This is a genomic window from Pseudomonas sp. MF4836, assembly GCF_002018875.1.
Taxonomy (GTDB): Bacteria; Pseudomonadota; Gammaproteobacteria; order Pseudomonadales; family Pseudomonadaceae; genus Aquipseudomonas.
Genome location: NZ_MVOL01000017.1, coordinates 89,256 through 109,066, shown reverse-complemented (window position 1 = coordinate 109,066; position 19,811 = coordinate 89,256). Strand labels below are relative to the sequence as shown.

The 19,811-nt window shown below is 59.9% G+C and carries 17 protein-coding genes and 1 pseudogene; 8 read left to right on the top strand and 10 right to left on the bottom strand.

Features of this window, described 5'->3' with window-relative positions; translation table 11 throughout:
- Positions 1 to 292: 292 nt before the first annotated feature.
- Positions 293 to 808: pseudogene (locus MF4836_RS36285) on the top strand (methyl-accepting chemotaxis protein); the annotation flags it as partial.
- 369 nt (positions 809 to 1,177) lie between these two features.
- Here the strand turns inward: MF4836_RS36285 and MF4836_RS35670 are convergent.
- The 6 genes from MF4836_RS35670 to MF4836_RS30235 form a co-directional block, all read right to left on the bottom strand.
- Positions 1,178 to 1,477 (bottom strand): hypothetical protein, encoded by a 300-nt coding sequence (locus MF4836_RS35670; protein ID WP_078473454.1) that lies wholly within the window; start codon positions 1,475 to 1,477, stop codon positions 1,178 to 1,180.
- A 49-nt stretch (positions 1,478 to 1,526) separates the two neighbouring features.
- Entirely contained in the window at positions 1,527 to 2,135 is a 609-nt protein-coding gene (hxsA, locus tag MF4836_RS30255) for a His-Xaa-Ser repeat protein HxsA (RefSeq protein ID WP_078473453.1), read from the bottom strand.
- Positions 2,132 to 3,367, bottom strand: coding sequence for a His-Xaa-Ser system radical SAM maturase HxsC (gene hxsC, locus MF4836_RS30250; RefSeq protein ID WP_078473452.1), 1,236 nt, complete (start codon positions 3,365 to 3,367; stop codon positions 2,132 to 2,134). Before hxsC ends, hxsA begins: the two co-directional genes overlap by 4 nt.
- Complete coding sequence (gene hxsB, locus MF4836_RS30245; protein WP_078473451.1) at positions 3,367 to 4,854, bottom strand: His-Xaa-Ser system radical SAM maturase HxsB; 1,488 nt, start codon at positions 4,852 to 4,854, stop codon at positions 3,367 to 3,369. Before hxsB ends, hxsC begins: the two co-directional genes overlap by 1 nt.
- Complete coding sequence (gene hxsD, locus MF4836_RS30240; protein WP_078473450.1) at positions 4,851 to 5,150, bottom strand: His-Xaa-Ser system protein HxsD; 300 nt, start codon at positions 5,148 to 5,150, stop codon at positions 4,851 to 4,853. The genes hxsB and hxsD overlap by 4 nt, the downstream gene beginning before the upstream one ends.
- Before the next feature lie 349 nt (positions 5,151 to 5,499).
- Positions 5,500 to 6,414: a LysR family transcriptional regulator gene (locus MF4836_RS30235; RefSeq protein WP_078473449.1), complete on the bottom strand. Its 915-nt coding sequence runs from the start codon at positions 6,412 to 6,414 to the stop codon at positions 5,500 to 5,502.
- Between the two features lie 267 nt (positions 6,415 to 6,681).
- Between MF4836_RS30235 and MF4836_RS30230 the strand changes: the two genes are divergently transcribed.
- Both MF4836_RS30230 and pgm read left to right on the top strand, forming a co-directional pair.
- Positions 6,682 to 7,704: a zinc-dependent alcohol dehydrogenase family protein gene (locus MF4836_RS30230; RefSeq protein WP_078473448.1), complete on the top strand. Its 1,023-nt coding sequence runs from the start codon at positions 6,682 to 6,684 to the stop codon at positions 7,702 to 7,704.
- 238 nt (positions 7,705 to 7,942) lie between these two features.
- On the top strand, positions 7,943 to 9,589 hold the full coding sequence (gene pgm, locus MF4836_RS30225) for a phosphoglucomutase (alpha-D-glucose-1,6-bisphosphate-dependent) (protein WP_078473447.1): 1,647 nt from the start codon (positions 7,943 to 7,945) through the stop codon (positions 9,587 to 9,589).
- A gap of 57 nt (positions 9,590 to 9,646) precedes the next feature.
- On the opposite strand, the gene MF4836_RS30220 is transcribed toward pgm, so the two are convergent.
- On the bottom strand, positions 9,647 to 10,342 hold the full coding sequence (locus MF4836_RS30220; RefSeq protein ID WP_078473446.1) for a pirin family protein: 696 nt from the start codon (positions 10,340 to 10,342) through the stop codon (positions 9,647 to 9,649).
- A gap of 264 nt (positions 10,343 to 10,606) precedes the next feature.
- Between MF4836_RS30220 and MF4836_RS30215 the strand changes: the two genes are divergently transcribed.
- Positions 10,607 to 13,066: a UvrD-helicase domain-containing protein gene (locus tag MF4836_RS30215; protein ID WP_078473445.1), complete on the top strand. Its 2,460-nt coding sequence runs from the start codon at positions 10,607 to 10,609 to the stop codon at positions 13,064 to 13,066.
- 45 nt (positions 13,067 to 13,111) lie between these two features.
- Here the strand turns inward: MF4836_RS30215 and MF4836_RS30210 are convergent, their stop codons facing one another.
- Positions 13,112 to 13,381: a DUF1652 domain-containing protein gene (locus tag MF4836_RS30210; RefSeq protein WP_078473444.1), complete on the bottom strand. Its 270-nt coding sequence runs from the start codon at positions 13,379 to 13,381 to the stop codon at positions 13,112 to 13,114.
- A gap of 276 nt (positions 13,382 to 13,657) precedes the next feature.
- Here MF4836_RS30210 and MF4836_RS30205 point away from each other — a divergent pair, with 276 nt between their 5' ends.
- The 4 genes from MF4836_RS30205 (at position 13,658) to MF4836_RS30190 (ending at position 17,462) form a co-directional block, all read left to right on the top strand.
- Positions 13,658 to 14,473, top strand: coding sequence for a helix-turn-helix domain-containing protein (locus tag MF4836_RS30205; protein ID WP_078473484.1), 816 nt, complete (start codon positions 13,658 to 13,660; stop codon positions 14,471 to 14,473).
- Positions 14,474 to 14,524: 51 nt separating this feature from the next.
- Positions 14,525 to 15,931 (top strand): NAD(P)/FAD-dependent oxidoreductase, encoded by a 1,407-nt coding sequence (locus tag MF4836_RS30200; protein WP_078473443.1) that lies wholly within the window; start codon positions 14,525 to 14,527, stop codon positions 15,929 to 15,931.
- 30 nt (positions 15,932 to 15,961) lie between these two features.
- Complete coding sequence (locus MF4836_RS30195) at positions 15,962 to 16,303, top strand: cupin domain-containing protein (RefSeq protein ID WP_078473442.1); 342 nt, start codon at positions 15,962 to 15,964, stop codon at positions 16,301 to 16,303.
- A gap of 73 nt (positions 16,304 to 16,376) precedes the next feature.
- A complete protein-coding gene (locus MF4836_RS30190; protein ID WP_078473483.1) occupies positions 16,377 to 17,462 on the top strand; it encodes a polyamine ABC transporter substrate-binding protein in 1,086 nt (361 codons plus the stop codon).
- Between the two features lie 165 nt (positions 17,463 to 17,627).
- On the opposite strand, the gene MF4836_RS30185 is transcribed toward MF4836_RS30190, so the two are convergent.
- Both MF4836_RS30185 and MF4836_RS30180 read right to left on the bottom strand, forming a co-directional pair.
- Positions 17,628 to 18,392, bottom strand: a complete 765-nt coding sequence (locus MF4836_RS30185) for an SDR family oxidoreductase (protein ID WP_078473441.1) — start codon at positions 18,390 to 18,392, stop codon at positions 17,628 to 17,630.
- Positions 18,389 to 19,786, bottom strand: a complete 1,398-nt coding sequence (locus MF4836_RS30180; protein ID WP_078473440.1) for an aspartate aminotransferase family protein — start codon at positions 19,784 to 19,786, stop codon at positions 18,389 to 18,391. Before MF4836_RS30180 ends, MF4836_RS30185 begins: the two co-directional genes overlap by 4 nt.
- Positions 19,787 to 19,811 lie beyond the last annotated feature (25 nt).

The following is a 19,811-nucleotide window of genomic DNA, read 5'->3' as shown; positions in this document are numbered from 1 at the left end:
GCAGACCGCCGCCGCCGACACCAGCGAAGTGGCCAACAACATGAACCAGGCCGCAGGTCGCCAGCGTGAAGCCGTGGAGCTGGTGAGCACTGCGTTCAATGAAATGGTCGCTACTGCCAACGAAGTCGCGCGTTCGTGCAGTGCCGCCGCGTCGAGTGCCGACGAAGGCTACCGCGACGTACATGACGGCCAGCAGCACATCGGCGAAGCCACCGGCAGCGTGCTCAAGCTCAGCGAAGACCTGCAAAAGTCGACCCAGACCATGCAGTTGCTGGAGCAGGATAGCCAGAACATCAACACCATTCTCGACACCATCCGCTCGATTGCCGAGCAGACCAACCTGCTGGCGCTCAACGCAGCAATTGAAGCGGCGCGCGCCGGAGACCAAGGCCGAGGCTTCGCCGTGGTCGCCGACGAAGTCCGCGCCCTGGCCCGTCGGACAGCCGACTCCACCGGCGAGATCGACAGCTTGCTGGGCAATCTCTCCCGCCGCACCCAGGAAGTCACGCAGCAGATGCAAGGCAGCCTGCAGGTGTCCCACACCAGCGTGGAACGCATCCAGCAGGCACGTGACAGCTTCGACAAGATCCGTGGCTCGGTGGACTCGATCCGCGACCAGAATACCCAGATCGCCACCGCCGCCGAGGAGCAGCACCAGGTGGCCGAAGAGATCAATCGGCACATCGCGCAGATCCATGCCGATGCCCAACTGGTCGAAGGCTTTGCCCAGTCCTCACAGACTGGCTCGGGTCGATTGATAGAAATTTCTGGTCAGCTCAAAGGCCTGGTGGGTCGTTTCAAATATTAGGATCCCAACCCGAATGAAAACGGTGAGCACTCACCGCTTTCACTCGGCCGATATACGCAGTTTTTATCGCTGAAAGCCTCAGGCCGATCTATCGAATTGCAGAGAGTCCGGTCGGAGCCATCCTCATCAGTAGCCCGCTTGGCCTTAGGCTGGGGGGCATTCTTTGCAAACCATCCAAAGCGTGTCCTCAGATTTGCCTCCGAAAATGGCAATCCACTGGAAGTGGATGGATCTTCATGGTCTAGGAAAAGGCAGAAATGATCACGCAGCCTGCCTGCCCGACTATGCCTAGAGACTCTCAACGTCGCCAAAATAATTTGCCTTGGCTCTAGTTCGGTAGTTTCAGGCCAAAAATATTTGGTCTTACCCCTAGTATTGCTCCCAGTCGCCGCCGGTACACGAGTAGTCGTCCTTCCTGAACCGCGGCGTGTACTCCGTCGCCCAGAAAGGGGTTAGCTGCCGACAACTGACACTCCACAGCTTGGAAATAGCAGCTGTTCGAGTCAGCGCCAACCGCGAGTCTTCCGATCCGGCCTCAATCACAACGCGATTTGCATCAACGGTCGTGATACGGAAACGGGCGCTACGCGACGGTGTTTGCAGTTCCTTGCCTTGCAGGCGGCTGATCAATGCCCAGAAAGTGTTGTCGACTTGAATGATGTGCTGCATCGGATATTCCTTTGTTGCTGAACGGACGCTAGCTTTAACCTGAAGCGACTTATGGAATCTTGATACCCAACGCATTCAGCGATGGAGTATCCATTCGGCCATTCACGGTCAGACCACTGTCCATCTGAAAGGCCATCAACGCACCACGTGTCGCCTTGCCCATCACCCCATCAATGGCGCCTTGGTAATACTGACGCACCATCAGTGCGGTCTGCACACGGGTGACCAGGTTGCTTTTCTGCTCATTGGTCGCGCGGCTCTTTGAAGTGCTCGAACTTGTCCCGCTGGTAGTGCCAGACGACTGATAAAGGCTGTTGCTGCTTGGGGTGCTGCTCGAAGCACTCGGCGCGCTGTAGCTTCGGGTGCTGGTAGCTGGTGGGCTGTAGTAGCGAGGTGCGCTATAGCCACCCGAGCCGCTGTAGTGAGAACTGTGCGAACTGTGGGACCGGTGTGAACTGTGCGAGCGATGTGCCGCATAGATGTTGACGGTGTCTGGCGCATTGAGCGTATTGGCAAATATCGGAGGCTGTAGCTTGTCGTTGGGTTGCCAGCCCGCATCGGCGAGCGACAGATGGCCCGCCTGTGCCAGGGTGGTACCTGCCATTGGCAGCAGGCTGATCCCACTGATCAGGACTTTCCAGCGGTCGAGCAATTTCACTGTGCACTCCTTGCATAGGCGCTAAAGGCCTCGGTCGATAGTAGTTGTACGCCGCGGCTCTGCCAGCGGTCGGAGTGGGATTTGAAAAAGCCAGAGCAATGTTTGACGGCAGCGCATTGCTGGCAGGTATCGATGAACAGGTTCTTCCAGTCCGAGATGCTCTGGCGGGCGAAACGCGAGAGGTGGGCCGGGATCAGGCACAGGGGCAAGTTGTAGATCGAAACCGGCACTCCGCGGTTGAACAGGAAATACACTGCCTGGCTCAACGACTCCTGATAGTCCAGCGGGTCAATCCAAAGTTCTTCATAGTTCTTCCTGGCCAGGCCGGTACTTTCGATACCCATCAGAGCAACATGCCGCACGAAGGGCAGGTTCCTGAACACGTAGTGGGCGAGCTCCGGCAAGCGTGGCGTGGTCAGGCGACTGAGCACCACGCGTATCTCGATGATCTGGTTGGCGCGCGCCAGGTTGTAAAGACCTTGCAGGGTTTCGCTAAACGCGCCGGGAGCCTGCACTACATGGTCATGGTCTTCGGCATTGTCGGCATACAGCGGGATGCCCCAGCTCAACTGAGGGTGACCGATGGAAGAGAGCGCAGCGATCCAGCTCGGGTCTTGGAACAGACGCCCGTTACTGAGCACATGGATGGATTTTTGCGGCAAAACGGCTTTGCTCTTGGCCAGGATTTCGAGCAGGCCGTCGCGATAAAGCGTTGGCTCTCCGCCGCTGATTCCTAGATTTTCTTCGCCCGGGTCCATCAGGTCGATTAGCCGTAGGTTCTCCTCGATGTGCCAACGGTCATCGATATCTTTGGGCGGCTGCGAGCACATCAAACAGAGGCTGTTGCAACGATCGGTCATGAACAGCAGGTTGCTGTCTGAGCCTCGTCGATAGAGCACTCGCACCATCGCGTTGCCTGGTGTGATGGCAATGACATCGCCGGGCTGCACGACATCCGCATCTTTGGGGGTGTGCAAGTGTGGCCGCATGCTGTCGAAGTCGCCGATCAATGGTTCCGGGATCAGGAATCCACCAACTGGTAAAGAGAGCAGATGCGGGCTCCGTAGCCGTTCTTCGTTTGGCAGCCAAAGCAGCAGGTCACCGAACTCAGCGCTTCCGGCACAAACAGCCACGCCTTGTTCGATGAACTCATCCAGAGTGATGACCTTGAGCAGTTTCGGCTCATTCAGGTGATGGATTTCGAAGTGGGTATCTTTGCGCAGCATCGCCATCAGCCCCTGTAACCCGGGAACCGGACATCGTTGTAAGAGCGCCTGTTCAACCAAGATAGCAGCACCCTTTGCACGTTGTCGTCACCATCGCAAAGCAGGCCGAAAAGATGCTTCAGCAGCCCCATGTTCTTCTTGCAGAAGCTGCTGAACACTCGGTGTCCTATCGGGTCACCTTGGCGGGCATAGTGTTCGACGGGGTCAGCACCGCAGTACGGGACAAGTGCGCAGTCGGAGCAGCCCGGCAGCGCCTCTGCTATACCGCTGGCGAGCAACGCATTCATAACGGGCGATGCGAGTAATTCAGACAAGGGTTGGTGCACGGTGCCGAGCCTCAAGCCGTCTTCACCCATCTCCAGCAACATTCGGGCTTCGTCCGATGGATAGACGTAACCGTCATAGTTGTAAACCAGCGCCGCAGTGCCTGCGCCTGCAGGGGAGCGCAGGTCGACATAGCCGGAGGAGAAGGGTGTCAGGATATTCTTCAGCAACAGGCTCGTATAACTCTCTGAGAGGTATATGCCCTGTTGGTTGATATGCAGCAAATAGGCCAGTGCCTTCTTGTAGAAGGCCAGGTATCGCTCAATAGGATAATCAAGTCGATGGGCACTCTTGGTGGCAAACCCATAAGGGCTCAGAGGCCGAAGCGAGATGCTGGAGAAGCCCTGGCTTACATACTCATCGATGATCGCTTCAGGTTGTTCGAGGCTTCTTGAGGTCAGTGTGGTCAGCGCGGAAACTGCATCATGGCCAAGGCGCTCACGGACCCACTGGATGCCTTTTACAGTGCGTTCGTAGGAGTCTCGTGATGGGGTAGGGCGGTTAGCGTTGTGCAAGGGCGCCGGCCCATCGAGCGAGGTCGAAAACTGAATGTGATTTTGTTCTGCGAAGTCGAGTATTTCCTCCGTCAGGTGGTGCAGCGTGGTGGTGATGACGAACTGGATATCCCGTTGTTCGACCACGTTCCGTTCAACGACCCGTTCGACAATCTGGCGGACGCGCTCGAAGGCCAGAAGTGGCTCTCCACCTTGAAACTCCACAGTCAGGGCGGGGGCGTTCGATTCGAACAGGCGATCGACCGCCGCCTGTGCATCCGCTTCCGACAGGTCATGGCCGGATCCTCCCAAAGGGGCCCGCGACACCTGGCAGTACTGGCAGGTGTGGTTGCAGCGCAATGTAACCACGAACAAGTGCAGTGCCGGGCCCTGGAACAGGAAGTCCTTTCGGCTGCGATACTGCGCGGCCATTTCCGGGAACGGGTCGTGGCGGCCTGGTTCGTATATGAAGTGGCGGGCCAGCAAGTCCTTGTAAAAAGGCGTACTTGCTTGAACGTCGAAGTAACTGAGGGCTCGTAATTGCGCGTCGTTCACGTGCATGTACTCACCGGTATCGGAGGTGAGCAGGATGTCACGGTCATGTCCCGTGTTCATGCGCATGAATCGAAAAGGCAGCAAGCGGTAGTGTTTGGCGTCTGTCGCAATCAGTGTCACTGGGGAATCCCACACCCAGTGAGCGCGGCTCGGGCCAGGACTTCGCGCAACCCTGCTGTTTCGCGGTTGATATGGTCGCGTAGGGCGAAGTCGTTCAGATGCTGAAGGATCAGCGAGTGAGCCCGCTCCGGGGAAAGCGTTAGCCTTGCTTCAGCGGGGTAGGCTGTGAGGCTTATCTGATTGGATTCAATACCGACCTGGATCGTGACAGTGTCGGCCAGGGAATAAGCGGCGCGTTGCACCACGCTGAGCGGGTAGGCTGCGCTGTCGAGTTTCAGCGTGACTGGCCATGTCATCGGAACCGGTCCTTCAAATCCGTTGGGAACGTGTGGATTTTGCGGGTTGCCTAGGCATTATGCCATCATAATTTTTTACATTTGCGCGCATTTGCCCAGCGTGGTGGGTGGTGCGCTCACTACGGCTCGGCCCTCGATACGGATTAGGGTCGAGGGTTCATATCTCCCTCAGTCCACCCATCCCTCATCAATAGTCCGCTTGGCCTTAGGCTGGGGAGCATTCTTTGCAAACCTTCCAAAGCGTGTCCTCAGATTTGCCTCCGGGTGTGGCAATCCACTGGAAGTGGATGGAGCTTCATGGTTTGTGGAAAGGCAGAAATGATCAGCCGAACAGCCTGCCAGACTACGTCTAAAGACTCTCAGGATCGCCAAAAAACATCTGAATCCGCGACCGCAACCAACGCTCTCCCGGGTCGTTGTCCTGGGAGCCGCGCCAGGCCATGTGCAGTTCGAAGTCGCGTACCGGCAGCGGTGGGTCTTCGGCGCGCACGCCGCCAGCGGCGGTCAGGGCTTCGGCGGTGTAATCCGGAACAGTGGCCAGGATATCGGTGCCCGACAGCAGGGTGCTCAAGCCGTTGAACTGCGGTACGGCAAGCACCACGTGGCGCTTGCGTCCGAGTTTTTCCAACTCTTCATCGATAAAACCGCTGAGATCGCCGGCAAACGAGACCAGGGCATGGGGGCGGGCGCAGAAGTCATCCAGGCTCAAGGCGCCGGGTACGGTGTCGGCGCGCAGCAATTTGGGCAGGCTGCGGCGCAATACCTTGCGCTTGGCGTTGGCCGGCAGGTCGGTGGTGTAGCTGACGCCAATCGAGATTTCGCCCGAGGCCAGCAACGCCGGCATCAGCAGGTAGTTGGCGCGGCGTACCACCAGCACGATTCCGGGAGCTTCGGCGCGCAGGCGCTTGAGCAGCATGGGCAGCAGCGCGAACTCGACATCGTCCGACAGACCGATGCGAAACACGGCGGTGCTGGTGGCCGGGTCGAATTCGGCGGCGCGGCTGACCGCGGTCGAAATCGAATCCAGGGCCGGCGAGAGCAGGGCGAAGATTTCCACCGCCCGCGCCGAAGGCTCCATGCTGCGGCCGGTGCGTACAAACAGGGGGTCGTCGAACAGACTGCGCAGGCGCGACAACGCCGCGCTGATGGCGGGCTGGCCGAGGAACAATTTCTCGGCGGCACGGGTCACACTGCGTTCATGCATCAATGTTTCGAACACGATCAACAGGTTCAGGTCGACACGACGCAGGTCATTACGATTCATCTGGAGTCCTGGCAGAGTCAGCAAACTTGACGAGAGCGGCCATATAAGAACAATGGCCGGCGTGAATCTTACGGGGAAAGGCTGCTACTCTGCACCGGCTAATTCAGTTTCCTGCCAGGCAAGTACGCTCTGGCACGCGGTTTATAAGGGTTGCCGGAGCTGCGGAATCAATGACAGGCATGTCGACTATTAATAGCCACTGATGGTCTTGCTGTAAAAGCCCAGATAAAGTTCAGGGCATTAGAGGTTACTTTGACGAGGTTTGCGATGTCCCGCACGATCCGTTTTCACAAGTTTGGCTCGGCCGAGGTGCTCAAATGCGAAGAGCATGCGGCCGCTTTGCCTGCGCCAGGCGAAGTGCAGGTGCGCGTCGAGGCGATTGGCATCAGTTGGTATGACATTCTCTGGCGCCAGAACCTGGCCTCGTCCCATGCTCGCCTGCCTTCAGGCCTGGGGCATGAGATGGCCGGTGTGGTCACCGCAGTCGGTGATGGCGTCGACGACCTGGCAGTGGGTGACAAAGTCGCCAGTTTCCCTGCCGAAAGCCCCAATGATTACCCGGTATACGGCGAGCAGATCGTATTGCCGCGTTCGGCCCTGACCCGTTATCCGGACATTCTCAGCCCGATCGAGGCCAGCGTGCATTACACGCCGCTGCTGATTGCCTATTTCGCCTACGCCGATCTGGCCCGAGTCAAACCCGGGCAGTTCGCCCTGGTTACCGATGCCAGCCATTGCGCCGGCCCATCCTTTGTCCAGCTGGGCAAAGCCCTTGGGGTGCGGGTGATTGCCGCGACCAAGACCGCGGAAGAGCGCGAGTATCTGCTGTCCCTGGGCGCCGAGAAAGTGATCGTCACCGAGGAACAGGACCTGCTGATGCAGATCAACAAGTTCACTGACGGCCGTGGCGTGGACGTGGTGTTCGATGGCTTGGGTGGCCCGCAGATGTCACTGCTGGGCGATGTCCTGGCGCCGCGTGGCAGCCTGGTCCTGTATGGCCTGCAGGGCGGTAACCAGACGCCATTCCCGGCCTGCGCGGCGTTCCAGAAGAACATCCAGTTCTTTGTGCACTGCATCGGCAACTTCACCGGCAAGCCGGAGCTGGGTATCGTCCAGGACCAGGTGGCACTGCAACGAGCCTTGCGTGACATCAACCAGCTGACCGCGGACCGAGTGCTGCTGCCGCTGAAGACCCGGGTGTTCCCGTTCAATGAGTTTGTCGAAGCGCACCGTTACATGGATGAGTGTCCATGCCGCGAGCGGGTTGCGCTGCAGGTCGAATCGGCCTGATCCCAACGCCAGGGTTCGCCACCACGAACCCTGGCGTTTTTTATCGCACCGGTGCCTCAAGCGCCGGTCTTTCATCTTCCCTCCCGATCACTTCAGCCCGTCCCGGGCGGCGCCTGCGTGTTCGTTGTGCAAATTCTGCAAGTTCCGCTCATGCCATGGGATAGATCCCGTCGCGCGATGGTCAAACTGCCAGTAAACTGCCTTCCACTCCCGAATCATCCTTTTCCAGAGGTTTTGCATGACACTCAGTCCTTTTGCGGGCAAGCCGGCACCAGCTGAATTGTTGGTCGATATCCCGCGACTGGTAACGGCCTATTACACCGGCCAGCCCGATGCTTCGGTTTCTACCCAACGTGTTGCCTTTGGTACTTCGGGGCACCGTGGCAGCTCGTTCGATCTGAGTTTCAACGAATGGCATGTACTGGCCATCAGTCAGGCCATCTGCCTGTATCGCGAATCCCAGGGTATCGATGGCCCGCTGTTTGTCGGCATCGACACCCATGCGCTGTCCACGCCTGCCGGTGCCAGTGCCCTGGAAGTGCTTGCCGCCAACGGTGTGACGGTCATGATTGCCGCCGGGGATGAGTACACACCCACTCCGGCCGTTTCCCACGCCATCCTGTGCTACAACCGCGGCCGCACTTCGGGCCTGGCGGACGGCATCGTCATCACCCCATCGCACAACCCGCCACAAAGCGGCGGTTACAAGTACAACCCCACCAACGGTGGTCCGGCCGATACCCATATCACCAAGTGGATCGAAGCCAAGGCCAACGAATTGCTCGCCGCCAAGCTCGCCGGGGTCAAGCGCATCAGCTACGAGCAGGCGCTGAAAGCCGATACCACCCACCGTCACGATTACCTCAACACCTATGTCGCCGACTTGATCAATGTGATCGACATGGATGCCATCCGTGGCGCCAAGCTGCATCTGGGCGTCGATCCACTGGGTGGAGCAGGGGTGCGCTACTGGTCGGCAATCGCCGAGCACTATCGCCTGGACCTGGACGTGGTGAACAAGCAGGTCGACCCGACTTTCCGCTTTATGTCGGTGGACTGGGACGGGCAGATCCGCATGGACCCGTCCTCCAGCTACGCAATGCAGGGGCTGATCGGCCTGAAGGATCGCTTCGATGTGGCCTTCGCCTGCGACCCTGACCACGACCGCCACGGCATCGTCACCCCGAGCGGTGGCCTGCTGGCGCCGAATAATTACCTGGCAGTCACCATCGACTACCTGTTTCAGAATCGCCCGCAATGGCGCGCCGATGCCGCCGTTGGCAAGACTGTGGTCAGCAGTGGCCTGATTGACCGGGTTGCCAAGCGCTTGGGCCGCCGTTTGTATGAAGTGCCAGTAGGCTTCAAGTGGTTTGCCGACGGCCTGTTCGATGGCTCGTTGGGTTTTGGCGGCGAGGAAAGCGCCGGCGCCTCATTCCTGCGCAAGGACGGCGGTGTCTGGAGTACTGACAAGGACGGATTGATCCCGGCCTTGCTGGCAGCAGAAATGACCGCCCGTACTGGCCGCGATCCGAGCCAGGCCTACCGTGCCCTGTGTGATGAGCTGGGCGAACCTTTTTCGGTACGGGTCGATGCCAAGGCCAATCCGCAACAGAAAGCCTTGCTCAGCAAGCTTTCGCCGCAGCAGGTCACCTCGACCCAACTGGCTGGTGAAGCAATTGAGCAGATCCTCAGCCACGCGCCGGGTAATGATCAGGCCATCGGCGGGCTCAAGGTCATGACCGCCAACGGCTGGTTCGCCGCGCGACCTTCGGGCACCGAGGACATCTACAAGATCTACGCCGAAAGCTTTATCGGTGATGACCACCTCAAGCAATTGGTGCAGGAAGCCCAGACCCTGGTGGATGGCGCCATCAGCGGCAACTGACAGGCAGGTAAAAAAAGGGCGACCCCAGGGTCGCCCTTTTTTATGGCTTCTGTTTTATCAGGCCAGGTCCACCAGCACGATTTCACTGTCCTCGATCGCCGTCACTCGCAAGACGCTTTCCTCGGCAACCGCCACACCGTCTCGAGCTTGTGCACGCAAGCCGTTGACTTCAATCACCCCGGTAGCGGGCACCAGGTAGGCACGCCGGCCCGGGTCCAGTGCATATTCGGCTGATTCGCCAGCCTTGAGGTTGGCCGCCACCAGGCGCGCATCGGCGCGAATCTGCAGGCTCTGGTCATCGCCGTGCTTGCCGCTGGCCAAGGTCACAAACCCTTCGCGCTGGCCTTTGGGGAAAGGCTTGGCGCCCCAGGATGGCGCTGCGCCGGCCTGGTTGGGAATGATCCAGATCTGAAAGATCCGGGTTGGCGTCGATTCCAGGTTGTACTCGCTGTGGGCGATCCCGGTGCCAGCACTCATCACCTGCACGTCGCCGGCTTCGGTCCGGCCTTTATTGCCGAGGTTGTCCTGGTGAGTGATGGCGCCTTCTCGCACATAGGTGATGATTTCCATGTCGCGGTGCGGGTGCTGGGGGAAACCGGTGCCAGGGGCGATCACGTCATCGTTCCACACCCGCAGGTTGCCCCAGTTCATGCGTGCCGGGTCGTGGTATTCGGCAAACGAAAAGTGGTGGTGAGCATCCAGCCAGCCATGATGGGCGCCGCCCAGGGATGCAAAAGGTCTGAGTTCAAGCATGATCGTCTCCTGTAAGGGATCGGCCTGGTCGCTGCCGTAGAGCGCCAATCCCGGTTGATGGCGAGCATCATCTATCAGCCATGCATCGATAAAAAGCGCAAAAAATGCCGTAATCCAATCTATAAATTAGATATTTATACGGGCCCGTTGCTGCTGTCGAATCTTCAATTCATCGCTTAAGTGGATGACCTGTAAGCATTTCGCTAGAAGTCAGCGGCAAATGCAGCGACCATAGCCCACACAGTCTCACACCCTGGAGTCAGCGTGCCGCAACACACCCCCGATCTTCCTCCCGAGCTTTTGCCACTGGCCGAAATGCCGCTGTTCAAGCGGCTGGCAGCCAGGTTTTTCGGACATGGCCTTACCCGTCTACGCGCTCAGCATCGGGCTTCCTGGCTGCACGGCCAGGCGGATGGCTTTCGCAGCGGGCATACCGCTGGCGTCGAGTATGGCTATAAGGAGGGCAAGCTCGAAGGCATCGAGGAAGGCCGTCAGGTGCTGTTGATCCGCGATACGCGCAATACCGAGCACCGTGCTCCTGGCGTAGATGACCTGCTGTTCGATGACTGGCGCCTGCCGCTGAGTGCGGAGTTGAAGAAGCGCATCAAGGCCGATGTCGCCCGCTTGCTACCGGCCCATGCCCAGCCGAGCACGGCGCAGTGGAAGATGATTTTCAGCGATACCCCGTCCACTTCCGTGATCGCCGGCGCCGGGGCGGGCAAATCGACTTCCCTGGTGCTGCGCATCCTGTTGCTGCATCACTACCTGGGCTTTGAGCTCGACTCCTTGACGGTGGTGACCTTTACCCGTGAGTCGCGTAAGGACTTTATCCAGAAACTGATCCAGGTGTTCAGCCTCTGGGGCCTTAGTCTGGGCTTGCGCGACGCGCGGGAAGTGGTGCGCACCTTTCACTCGCGGATCCTGCCGATGGTGCGCAGTCTGCCGGGGTTCGAACGCCTGCAGGCGTTTGAAAACCTCAGTGAGCGTGGGCCGGGCGCGGATGAGGAGGTGGAGAGCAATCCGTTCGACCTGCGCATCAACGACGCCCAACGCCGTCACCTGAATGCCTGCTACCACGTCTTGCATGGCCGCGATGAGCGCTTTCGCCAGGCAATCAAGCCGCTGTTGCGCCATGCCTTGCAGCTCAAGGAGCTGGAGCGCGATCACCCTGATGTGCAAAAGCGCATGGCGGTCACCGAATTGGCCGCCAAGCGCGACGAAGAGCTGTGCGACACCCTGGAAGACCTGTGGTTTCGAGCTGGCGCCTGGCCGATCAAGGGGATCGAGCCCAATCGACAAAGCATCGAAATCAACGGCTCGCGCTTCCATTGCCATGGTTATGCGGCCGAGTTGGATGCTTGGGTGGTGCTGGGCTTCGACCCGCGGGAAAACCCCCAGGTCAGCCGTCCCGGGGCCAAGCTCACAGTGCGCGCGGAATGGGCGGTCAAACGCACCCTGTTTCAAGCTTTCTTCCATAAGCCTTTGATATGGCTTGATTCTTATGATTCAGCAAAGCGCGTCCTGTCGTCATTGGCCGGAGATGCCAGCGCGGGGCCGGGTTTCGACTACAAGGTCAAGGGTGAGCTGGCTTCGGCGCCATTACTGGATTGTTTTGTCGGTGCCGCAGGCTTTATCGAGAACCTCGGGCTGGATGTGTGCGATGCGGTTGGGCGCATGAGCTTTGCCAAGGATGACCCGGATCGGTATTTCTTCGAAGCGCTCAGCCTGTTCTGGCGGGCCCTGGAAGACCATTTGCTGGACCAGTCGCCGCCGATCATGAGTTACAACCGCATGTTCGCCTTATTCAGCGAGCATTCGCCGGAGAACCTCAAGCTGTTGAGCAATGAGCGCCTGCGCCCTTTATCACATCTGATGATCGACGAATTCCAGGATGTTTCGCCGCAGATCGTCTCCTGGCTTCGCGCTTGCCTGCGGGAAATCCGCAGTCGCGGCCCGGCCATGCACGTAGGGCGCGGCGCCCAGCGGTCGTCCCTGCTCTGTGTGGGCGACGACTGGCAGTCGATCTATGGCTGGCGTGGCAGTTCGCCGAAATACTTCATGGAGTTCAACAAGGAGTTCCCGTCGCCCAGCACCACCCGGGTCATGCTCAGCGAGAATTACCGCAGCCACCAGCACATCATCGACGCCGCTGAACACATTGTCCGGGCGGCGCCGGCGATCAGCGGGAAAAAAGCCAAGGCCAGTGGGGCCGAGCAGGAGTTGCGCCCGGTGCAGGTGCTGGACCGAGATGACGCAGGTCTGGGCAAGCGCCTGGCCGAGCACTATCAGAAAGGCGATTCAATCTTGATGCTCTTTCGAAAAAGTAGCGATAAGTTATTGATTGAAGAGCATATTAATCAAATAGTTAATGTTGATTCTAGGTTGCCGATCGAAGCTCGCAGGCTCAAGCAACTGACCTATCACAGCTCCAAGGGCTTGCAGGCGGATGCCGCGTTCCTGCTGGGTGATTGTCAACACTTGACCAGCTCGCCCTACAAGAATCAGGTCTATCGCATGGCCGGCCTGGGCAAGGACGGCGACGCCGAGCCCTACGACAGCGCACAGAAGGATGAAATCCTGCGCCTGGCCTATGTCGGTATCACCCGTGCGGTGAAGCACTGCTACTGGTACGTCGATGGGCAGGAATCTGCGGCTGCCAATGCACCCAAGGCGTCTGATCGGGTTGCGCGGGGCAAAGCGTTTTTCAACGATTTGCGTGCATGAAAAAGCCCGCTGCATAAGCGGGCTTTGGTTCAAAAGGTTGGGTAGTCAGGCCTTGAGTGCCAAAGGCGGCGTGAAGGACTCAAGTTCATCTTCCACCGCCTCGATTATTCGCTCGACGTCGGTGGCGTTCATCACGGTGGCGCAGGGGATGCCGGCTATGGCGATCATGGTTTCGCCACTGACGCGATCGAAGAGCCGGGCGATCATGCTGCCGGGCGCATCCATGCTGGCCTCGAAACCCATGGGGTGAAAATGCCAGCGCATCAACTGACATGCGTTGGGAAAGGTGACCTTGCTGACGGAAACTCTATTCATGAGATGCCCACCTGGATCATTGAGCGCTTCCTTTTGCTCGCGGTAGGTAAGGATGGACCGTCGATGGTCCTTCCTGTGGAGCTTGTAAAAATAGCACCCGCTTGTGACAGTCCGCGGTTTTTTTTCAGGCCGTTTGGCGATTGCCTTGCAGAATTTTGATGCAGGTCATGTCCTCGCGATTTTTGGGCACAATGCCAGTATTCGCGCGACCGGGATTGCCCATTGAAGCCGCCTGCCAACTTCGGCAAGCTCGGTTTTTATTTTGACGAGTGCCCTATGTCCGCCTTTGATGACGGCCCGCAGCAAACCCAGGCCACCGCCGAAACCGTGATGCGCTATCACCTGTGCTGGAAGCACCGGGATCTGGATGGCGTGATGGCGCTTTACCATCCCGAGATTCAATACAACGACTTTTTCCAGAACCGCACCCTGGGCCTGGATCAATTGCGTGAGTACGTGGCCAGCAGCATGCCCCGCGACGCGGACGAAGCCCTGGAGCACAGCGATCGCATCCGGGTGGATGGCAATACTGCGTTTATCCAGTACCAGGTCACGTTGCGTGGCGGCCGCGGCCTGGTGTCATTTCGCGCCAGCGAGGCGATTACCGTGCGTGACGGTCTGATCTGGCGCGTCAATGAATACGCCTCTTTGGTGCACGAGACCCTGCCCGACAAAGCGCGCCACAGCATGCGCCCAGCTGCGAGCCGCCTGGGATTGTCGCCGCGCCAACTGAGCTTCATGGCCGAAGACTTGCAGCAGTATTTCGAGCGGCAACAGCCGTATCTGGATCCTGAGCTGGATTTGCAACGGGTGGCGAAGGAGTGCGGTTACAGCCGCAATCAGATTTCTTACCTGCTCAACCAAGTACTGGGCCAGAGCTTCTACCGCTATGTGAACCAGGCGCGCTTGCAGCACCTGCTGCTGGCGTTGGACCAGGCGACGCCTCCGCTGCGTGTCGATGAGTTGGCCTTTGCCGCCGGCTTCAATTCGCTGTCGGCGTTCTACAGCTGTTTTCGCCAGCACACCGGCCAGTCGCCCAAGGCTTACGCCAAGCAAATTTCTTTGCGTGCACGCGCGCAAGACAACGCCTGACCCCAGCCACTAGGATCGCCGCTATCGAAAACTCGGTTGCGGAGTTGTTGCATGCCAGCATGGCGCACTATCAGTTTGTGGATGGACCAGCTCGACGAGCCGCTGCTGGCGCGGCCGTCTCTTGAGCAGGATCTGGATGTCGACGTAGCCATCATCGGTGCCGGTTACACCGGGCTGTGGACGGCTTACTACCTCAAGCGCCAGGCGCCGCAGTTGCGCATCGCCATTGTCGAGGCCCAGACCGCCGGCTTCGGTGCCTCTGGGCGCAATGGTGGCTGGCTAATGGGCAATCTGTTGGGGGAGGACAGGTTGCTGGCCGGGTTGTCGAGCGAAGAGCGTCGGGCGTCCTTTGATCTGCTCCACAGCATTCCGGATGAGGTGGCAAACGTCATCGAACGTGAAGCCATCGACTGTGATTACCGCAAGAGCGGGGTGTTGTACTGCGCGGCGCGCTATCCCGAACAGGAAACTGGCCTGCGTCAATACCTGGCCAAGCTGCATGCCCAGGGCCTTACCGATGCCGACTACCACTGGCTCAGCCCTGAGCAACTGGGCCAGCAGGTGCGTATCGCCAATGCCTATGGCGCTATCTATTCCCCTCATTGCGCGACCATCCATCCCGCCAAACTGGTACGTGGCCTGGCGCGGGTGGTTGAAGGCATGGGCGTGCAGATCTACGAAAACAGCCCGGTCACCCATTGGCAGTCTGGCGGGCTGCAAACGGTCAAGGCCCAAGTGCGTAGCCGTTGGACGGTACCGGCGGTAGAAGGCTACTCGGTGACCTTGCCGCCCCTGGGCCGTTATCAGATGCCAGTGCAGAGCCTGTTGGTGGCCACCGAGCCGCTGTCCCAGGCACTGTGGGACGAGATCGGCCTGGAGCACGGGCAAGCGTTCAGTGAAAGCAGCCGTCAGGTGACCTACGGCCAGCGCACCCTGGATAACCGCCTGGTGTTCGGTGCCCGTGGCGGATACCGCTTTGCCGGCAAGCTGCGGCATGACTTCACCTTGAGCGACAACGAAGTCGGGTTGCGCCGGTATCTGTTCGGCGAGCTGTTCCCACAGCTGAAGAATGTGCGCATCACCCACTCCTGGGGCGGCAACCTGGGCATGTCCCGCCACTTCAAGCCCCATATGCTCTGCGACCGGCGCCATGGCATTGCCCTGGCCGGTGGCTACGGTGGCGAAGGGGTTGGAGCCAGCAACCTCGGCGGCCGCACCCTGGCCGATCTGATTCTTGAACGCGACAGCCCGCTGGTGCGCCAGCCCTGGGTCATGGCCGAGGGTCGTGTGGATGGCTTGCGCCCCTGGGAGCCTGAACCCTGTCGCTGGCTGGGCTACAACGCGATCATTCGCAGTTTTGTCCATGAAGACCAGACCCTGGCCAACCCGGCCAGCCCACCGTGGCGGCGCAAGTTGGCCAGTCGCGTGGCCGGTTTCATGGAAGGCTTCATGCACTGACTGTGCGATTTCCAACCCATAGGTAGAACCATGAGCATCACTCAATTCAAGAACACCGCCACGGCTGTCCTCGATCAATCGAGCCCGGTCGCCGTGCCCCTGGGTAGCCCGGTCGCCGTCACGTCGGTGACCTGCGTCGAGCGTAACGACGGGGTCGAGACCGGCATCTGGGAGTGCACACCGGGGCGCTGGCGGCGGCAGATCGTGGCCCAGGAGTTCTGCCACTTTATTCAAGGCCGCTGCACCTTTACTCCAGACAACGGTGAAACCCTGACCATAGAAGCCGGCGATGCCCTGATGTTGCCGGCCAACAGCACCGGAATCTGGGATATCCAGGAAACCGTGCGCAAGAGCTATGTATTGATTTTCTGATCCTTTGATCCCTGATCCCTTGATTGCCTGCCAATAAAAATAGCCCATACCCAGGAATCGCCCCATGACCCGCATGACCCCAGCTTCGCTGCTGTTCGCTCCCCTGATGCTTGTCGCTGCACTCGGCCAGGCCGCCGAGACGGTGAAGATCTACAACTGGTCGGACTACATCGCGCCGGACACGATGAAGAATTTCCAGAAGGAAACCGCCATCGGTTTCAGCTACGACGTCTATGACAGCAACGAAACCCTGGACGGCAAGTTGATGACCGGCAAATCCGGGTATGACGTGGTGTTTCCGTCAAACCACTTCATGGCCCGGCAGATCCAGGGTGGCGCCCTGAAAAAGCTCGACAAGGACCAGTTGCCGAACTGGAAGAACCTCAACCCGGTACTGCTCAAGGCCCTGCAAACCAACGACCCGGGCAATGCGCATGGGTTTCCTTACCTGTGGGGCAGCACCGGCATCGGCTACAACATGGCCAAGGTCAAGGCGGTGCTGGGCGACAATGCGCCGGTGGACTCCTGGGACCTGATCTTCAAGCCCGAAAACATGCAGAAGTTGCAGAAGTGCGGGGTGGCGATCCTCGATAACGGTCCCGAGTTGCTCCCAGCAGCCTTGAACTACCTTGGGTTGCCTCACCACAGCCAGAACCCGGCGGATTACAAAAAAGCCGAGGAACTGCTGATGAAAGTTCGGCCTTACATCAGCTACTTCCACTCCTCCAAATACACCAGCGACCTGGCTAACGGTGACATCTGCGTGGCGGTGGGATTCTCCGGCGACATCCTGCAGGCTGAAAGCCGGGCCAAAGAAGCCAAGAATGGCGTGGAAATCGGCTATTCGATTCCCAAGGAGGGCGCAGCCATCTGGTTCGACATGGTGGCGATGCCGGCCGATGCTCCGGATGAGAAGGCGGGTTACGCCTTTATGAACTACCTGCTGCGCCCTGACGTCATGGCCGCTATCAGCAACTACGTGCATTACGCCAACGGTAACCAGCAGGCAGACAGCCTGATCGACCCTGCAATCAAGAACGACACCAAGGTTTATCCGAGCCCGGACATGATGGGCAAACTGTTTGCCCTGGAAGCCATGCCGCTGAACATCGACCGGATCCGTACCCGGCTGTGGAACAAGATCCGCACCGGCAGTTGAGGGCGGCGGGCGAGTTGAGCTGGAGTGCCGAACCTGCCCTTGGATCCTGGCGTCCACGCGCGGCTCGGCAGCGGCTACAACCTTCTGTAGCCGCTGCCGCAGGCTGCGCTGGCCCTCGGCAGCGCCCTAACGACTCCAGGGCTTGCACCACGGACGGCGACTGCCTCAGCTCAGTTGTGCATTTTCCGGCAACAGCGCACCACCATCGACAACCAGGGTTTGCCCAGTGATATAGCCGGCGTTGCGCGACGCCAGAAACAGCATGGCATAGGCAATGTCCTCGGGGCTGCCCAGGCGCTTGAGCGGGATATGCTCGGCCAACTCCGGAGAGTCACCGAGGTTGGCCATGGCCTGGGTGGCAATCAGGCCGGGCTCGACCCCATTGACCGTGATTCCATATTCGGCCAGTTCCAGCGCCGCGCTGCGGATAAAACCGTTGACCCCGGCCTTGGACGCGGCGTAGTGGGCCAGCCCGGGAATCGCCGTGCGTGGGCCGGTGACCGAGGAGGTGATGACGATGCGCGGGTGCTGGGCGAGGCGCAGCGTTGGCAAGGCGGCCTGGGTCAGCCAGAAGCAGCTCTTGAGGTTGACCGCCAGGGTCTGCTCCAAGGTGTCATCGCTCAGGTCGATCAGCTTCTGCATCGGAAACACGCCGGCGTTGTGCAGCAGCAGGTCCAGTCCGCCAAAGGTTTCAAGGGTGGCTTCTACCGCCCGATTGGCGGCGCTGCGACTGCCAAGGTCGACCGTCAGCAACTCGGCCTGGCCCCCGGCCTCGCGTATCAGGCGCAGGGTTTGTTCACCGTTGTCCCGGGAGCGGGTCGCCAGCATGACCTTGGCCCCCTGTGCTGCAAACACCTGGGCAATCGCCCGGCCAATGCCCTGGCCGGCACCGGTGACCAGGGCGATACGTCCTGTCAGGTCCTGGCTCATGAAACAGCTCCCTGAAGGTTGGGCTGGGCAAGGACCTGGCTCAGGCACTGGTCCAGCAAGCGATTGTGCAGGTCGACGTCCTGCGCGGTGGTGGCCGGGCACATCAGGGCCATGTTGTGGAAGGGCGTCAGCAACACCCCACGGTTCAGCAGGTACAGGTGCAGGTAGGCCTCGATCAACCCATGGCGCGCGTGATGGGCTTCGCCGCCATTGCGCGGGGCGTGGTCCATAAACAGGTATTCGACGCGCGCGCCGATGCGAGTCACATGCCAGGGCAGGCGATGGGTGTCGATGATGCGCTGGACCCCCTCACGCAGCCGCTCGGCCAGCGTGATCATGTGGGCATAGTTGGCCTCGGTCATCACGTCGCTGAAGGTCGCGCGCATGGCGGCCATTTGCAGGGCGTTGCCGGCCAGGGTGCCGCCGAAGCCGAAATGGTTGATCGCCTGTCCCGGCTGGAAATGCGGCAGCACCCGCCAGATCCGCTCGGCCATGGCCTGGCTGCAGCCCCATATCGCAGCGGGAATACCGCCAGCGATGCATTTGCCGAGCACAAAGAAGTCCGCCTGCAAGCCGTGTTCGCCGCTGTAGCCGCCAGGGCCGCAGGAGATGGTGTGGGTTTCATCGATGATCAGCGGCACATCGAAGCGTCGTGTCAGTGCTCGCAGGCCATCGTGAAAGCCAGGTGCCGGCGGCACCATGCCGACGTTGGTCATGAAGGGTTCGGTCAGTACCGCGGCCACGTCACCCTGGGCCAGGGCGGCTTCGAGGGCGGCCAGGTCATTGAATTCCACCAGTCGCGTGGTGGTGTCATGTTTGATTCCGTTGGCGTGCACCCCTTCGCGAGGAATCATCTGTCCGGCGCTGTCGAACTCCACCTGGGACTCGTCGACGCTGCCGTGGTAATTGCAGTTGAACACCAGCACCTTTTCGCGACCGGTGATCATCCGGCACAGGCGCAGGACGAAACGATTGGCGTCAGTGGCCGATGTCGTGACCTGCCAGTACGGCAGGCCGAAACGGCGCACCAGTTCCTGGCCGACCCACAGGCTATCGGCAGTGGGTAGCATCAGGGTCGAGCCGTGGAGCGCCTGATGGCCAATGGCTTTGGCGACCGCCGGTTGGCTGTGACCGAACATGGCGCCGGTATCGCCCAGGGCGAAGTCGACATAGGTGTGCCCGTCGCAGTCGGTCAGGGTCGCGCCCTGGGCATCGGCGACCAGGATCGGATATAGCCCCGGCCATTGCTGCATCCAGTGCAGGGGAGCACCGTACAGCCAATGCTTGAGGTTTTCCTGGTAGTACTCGCCGGAACGGGGATGGCGTTCGGCGAATTGTCGCAGCTCGGTTTGGTAGCAACTGGCAACACGTTCGAGATCAAGGCCGAGGGTCATGGGTAACGCTCCAGTTCAAAGGGGC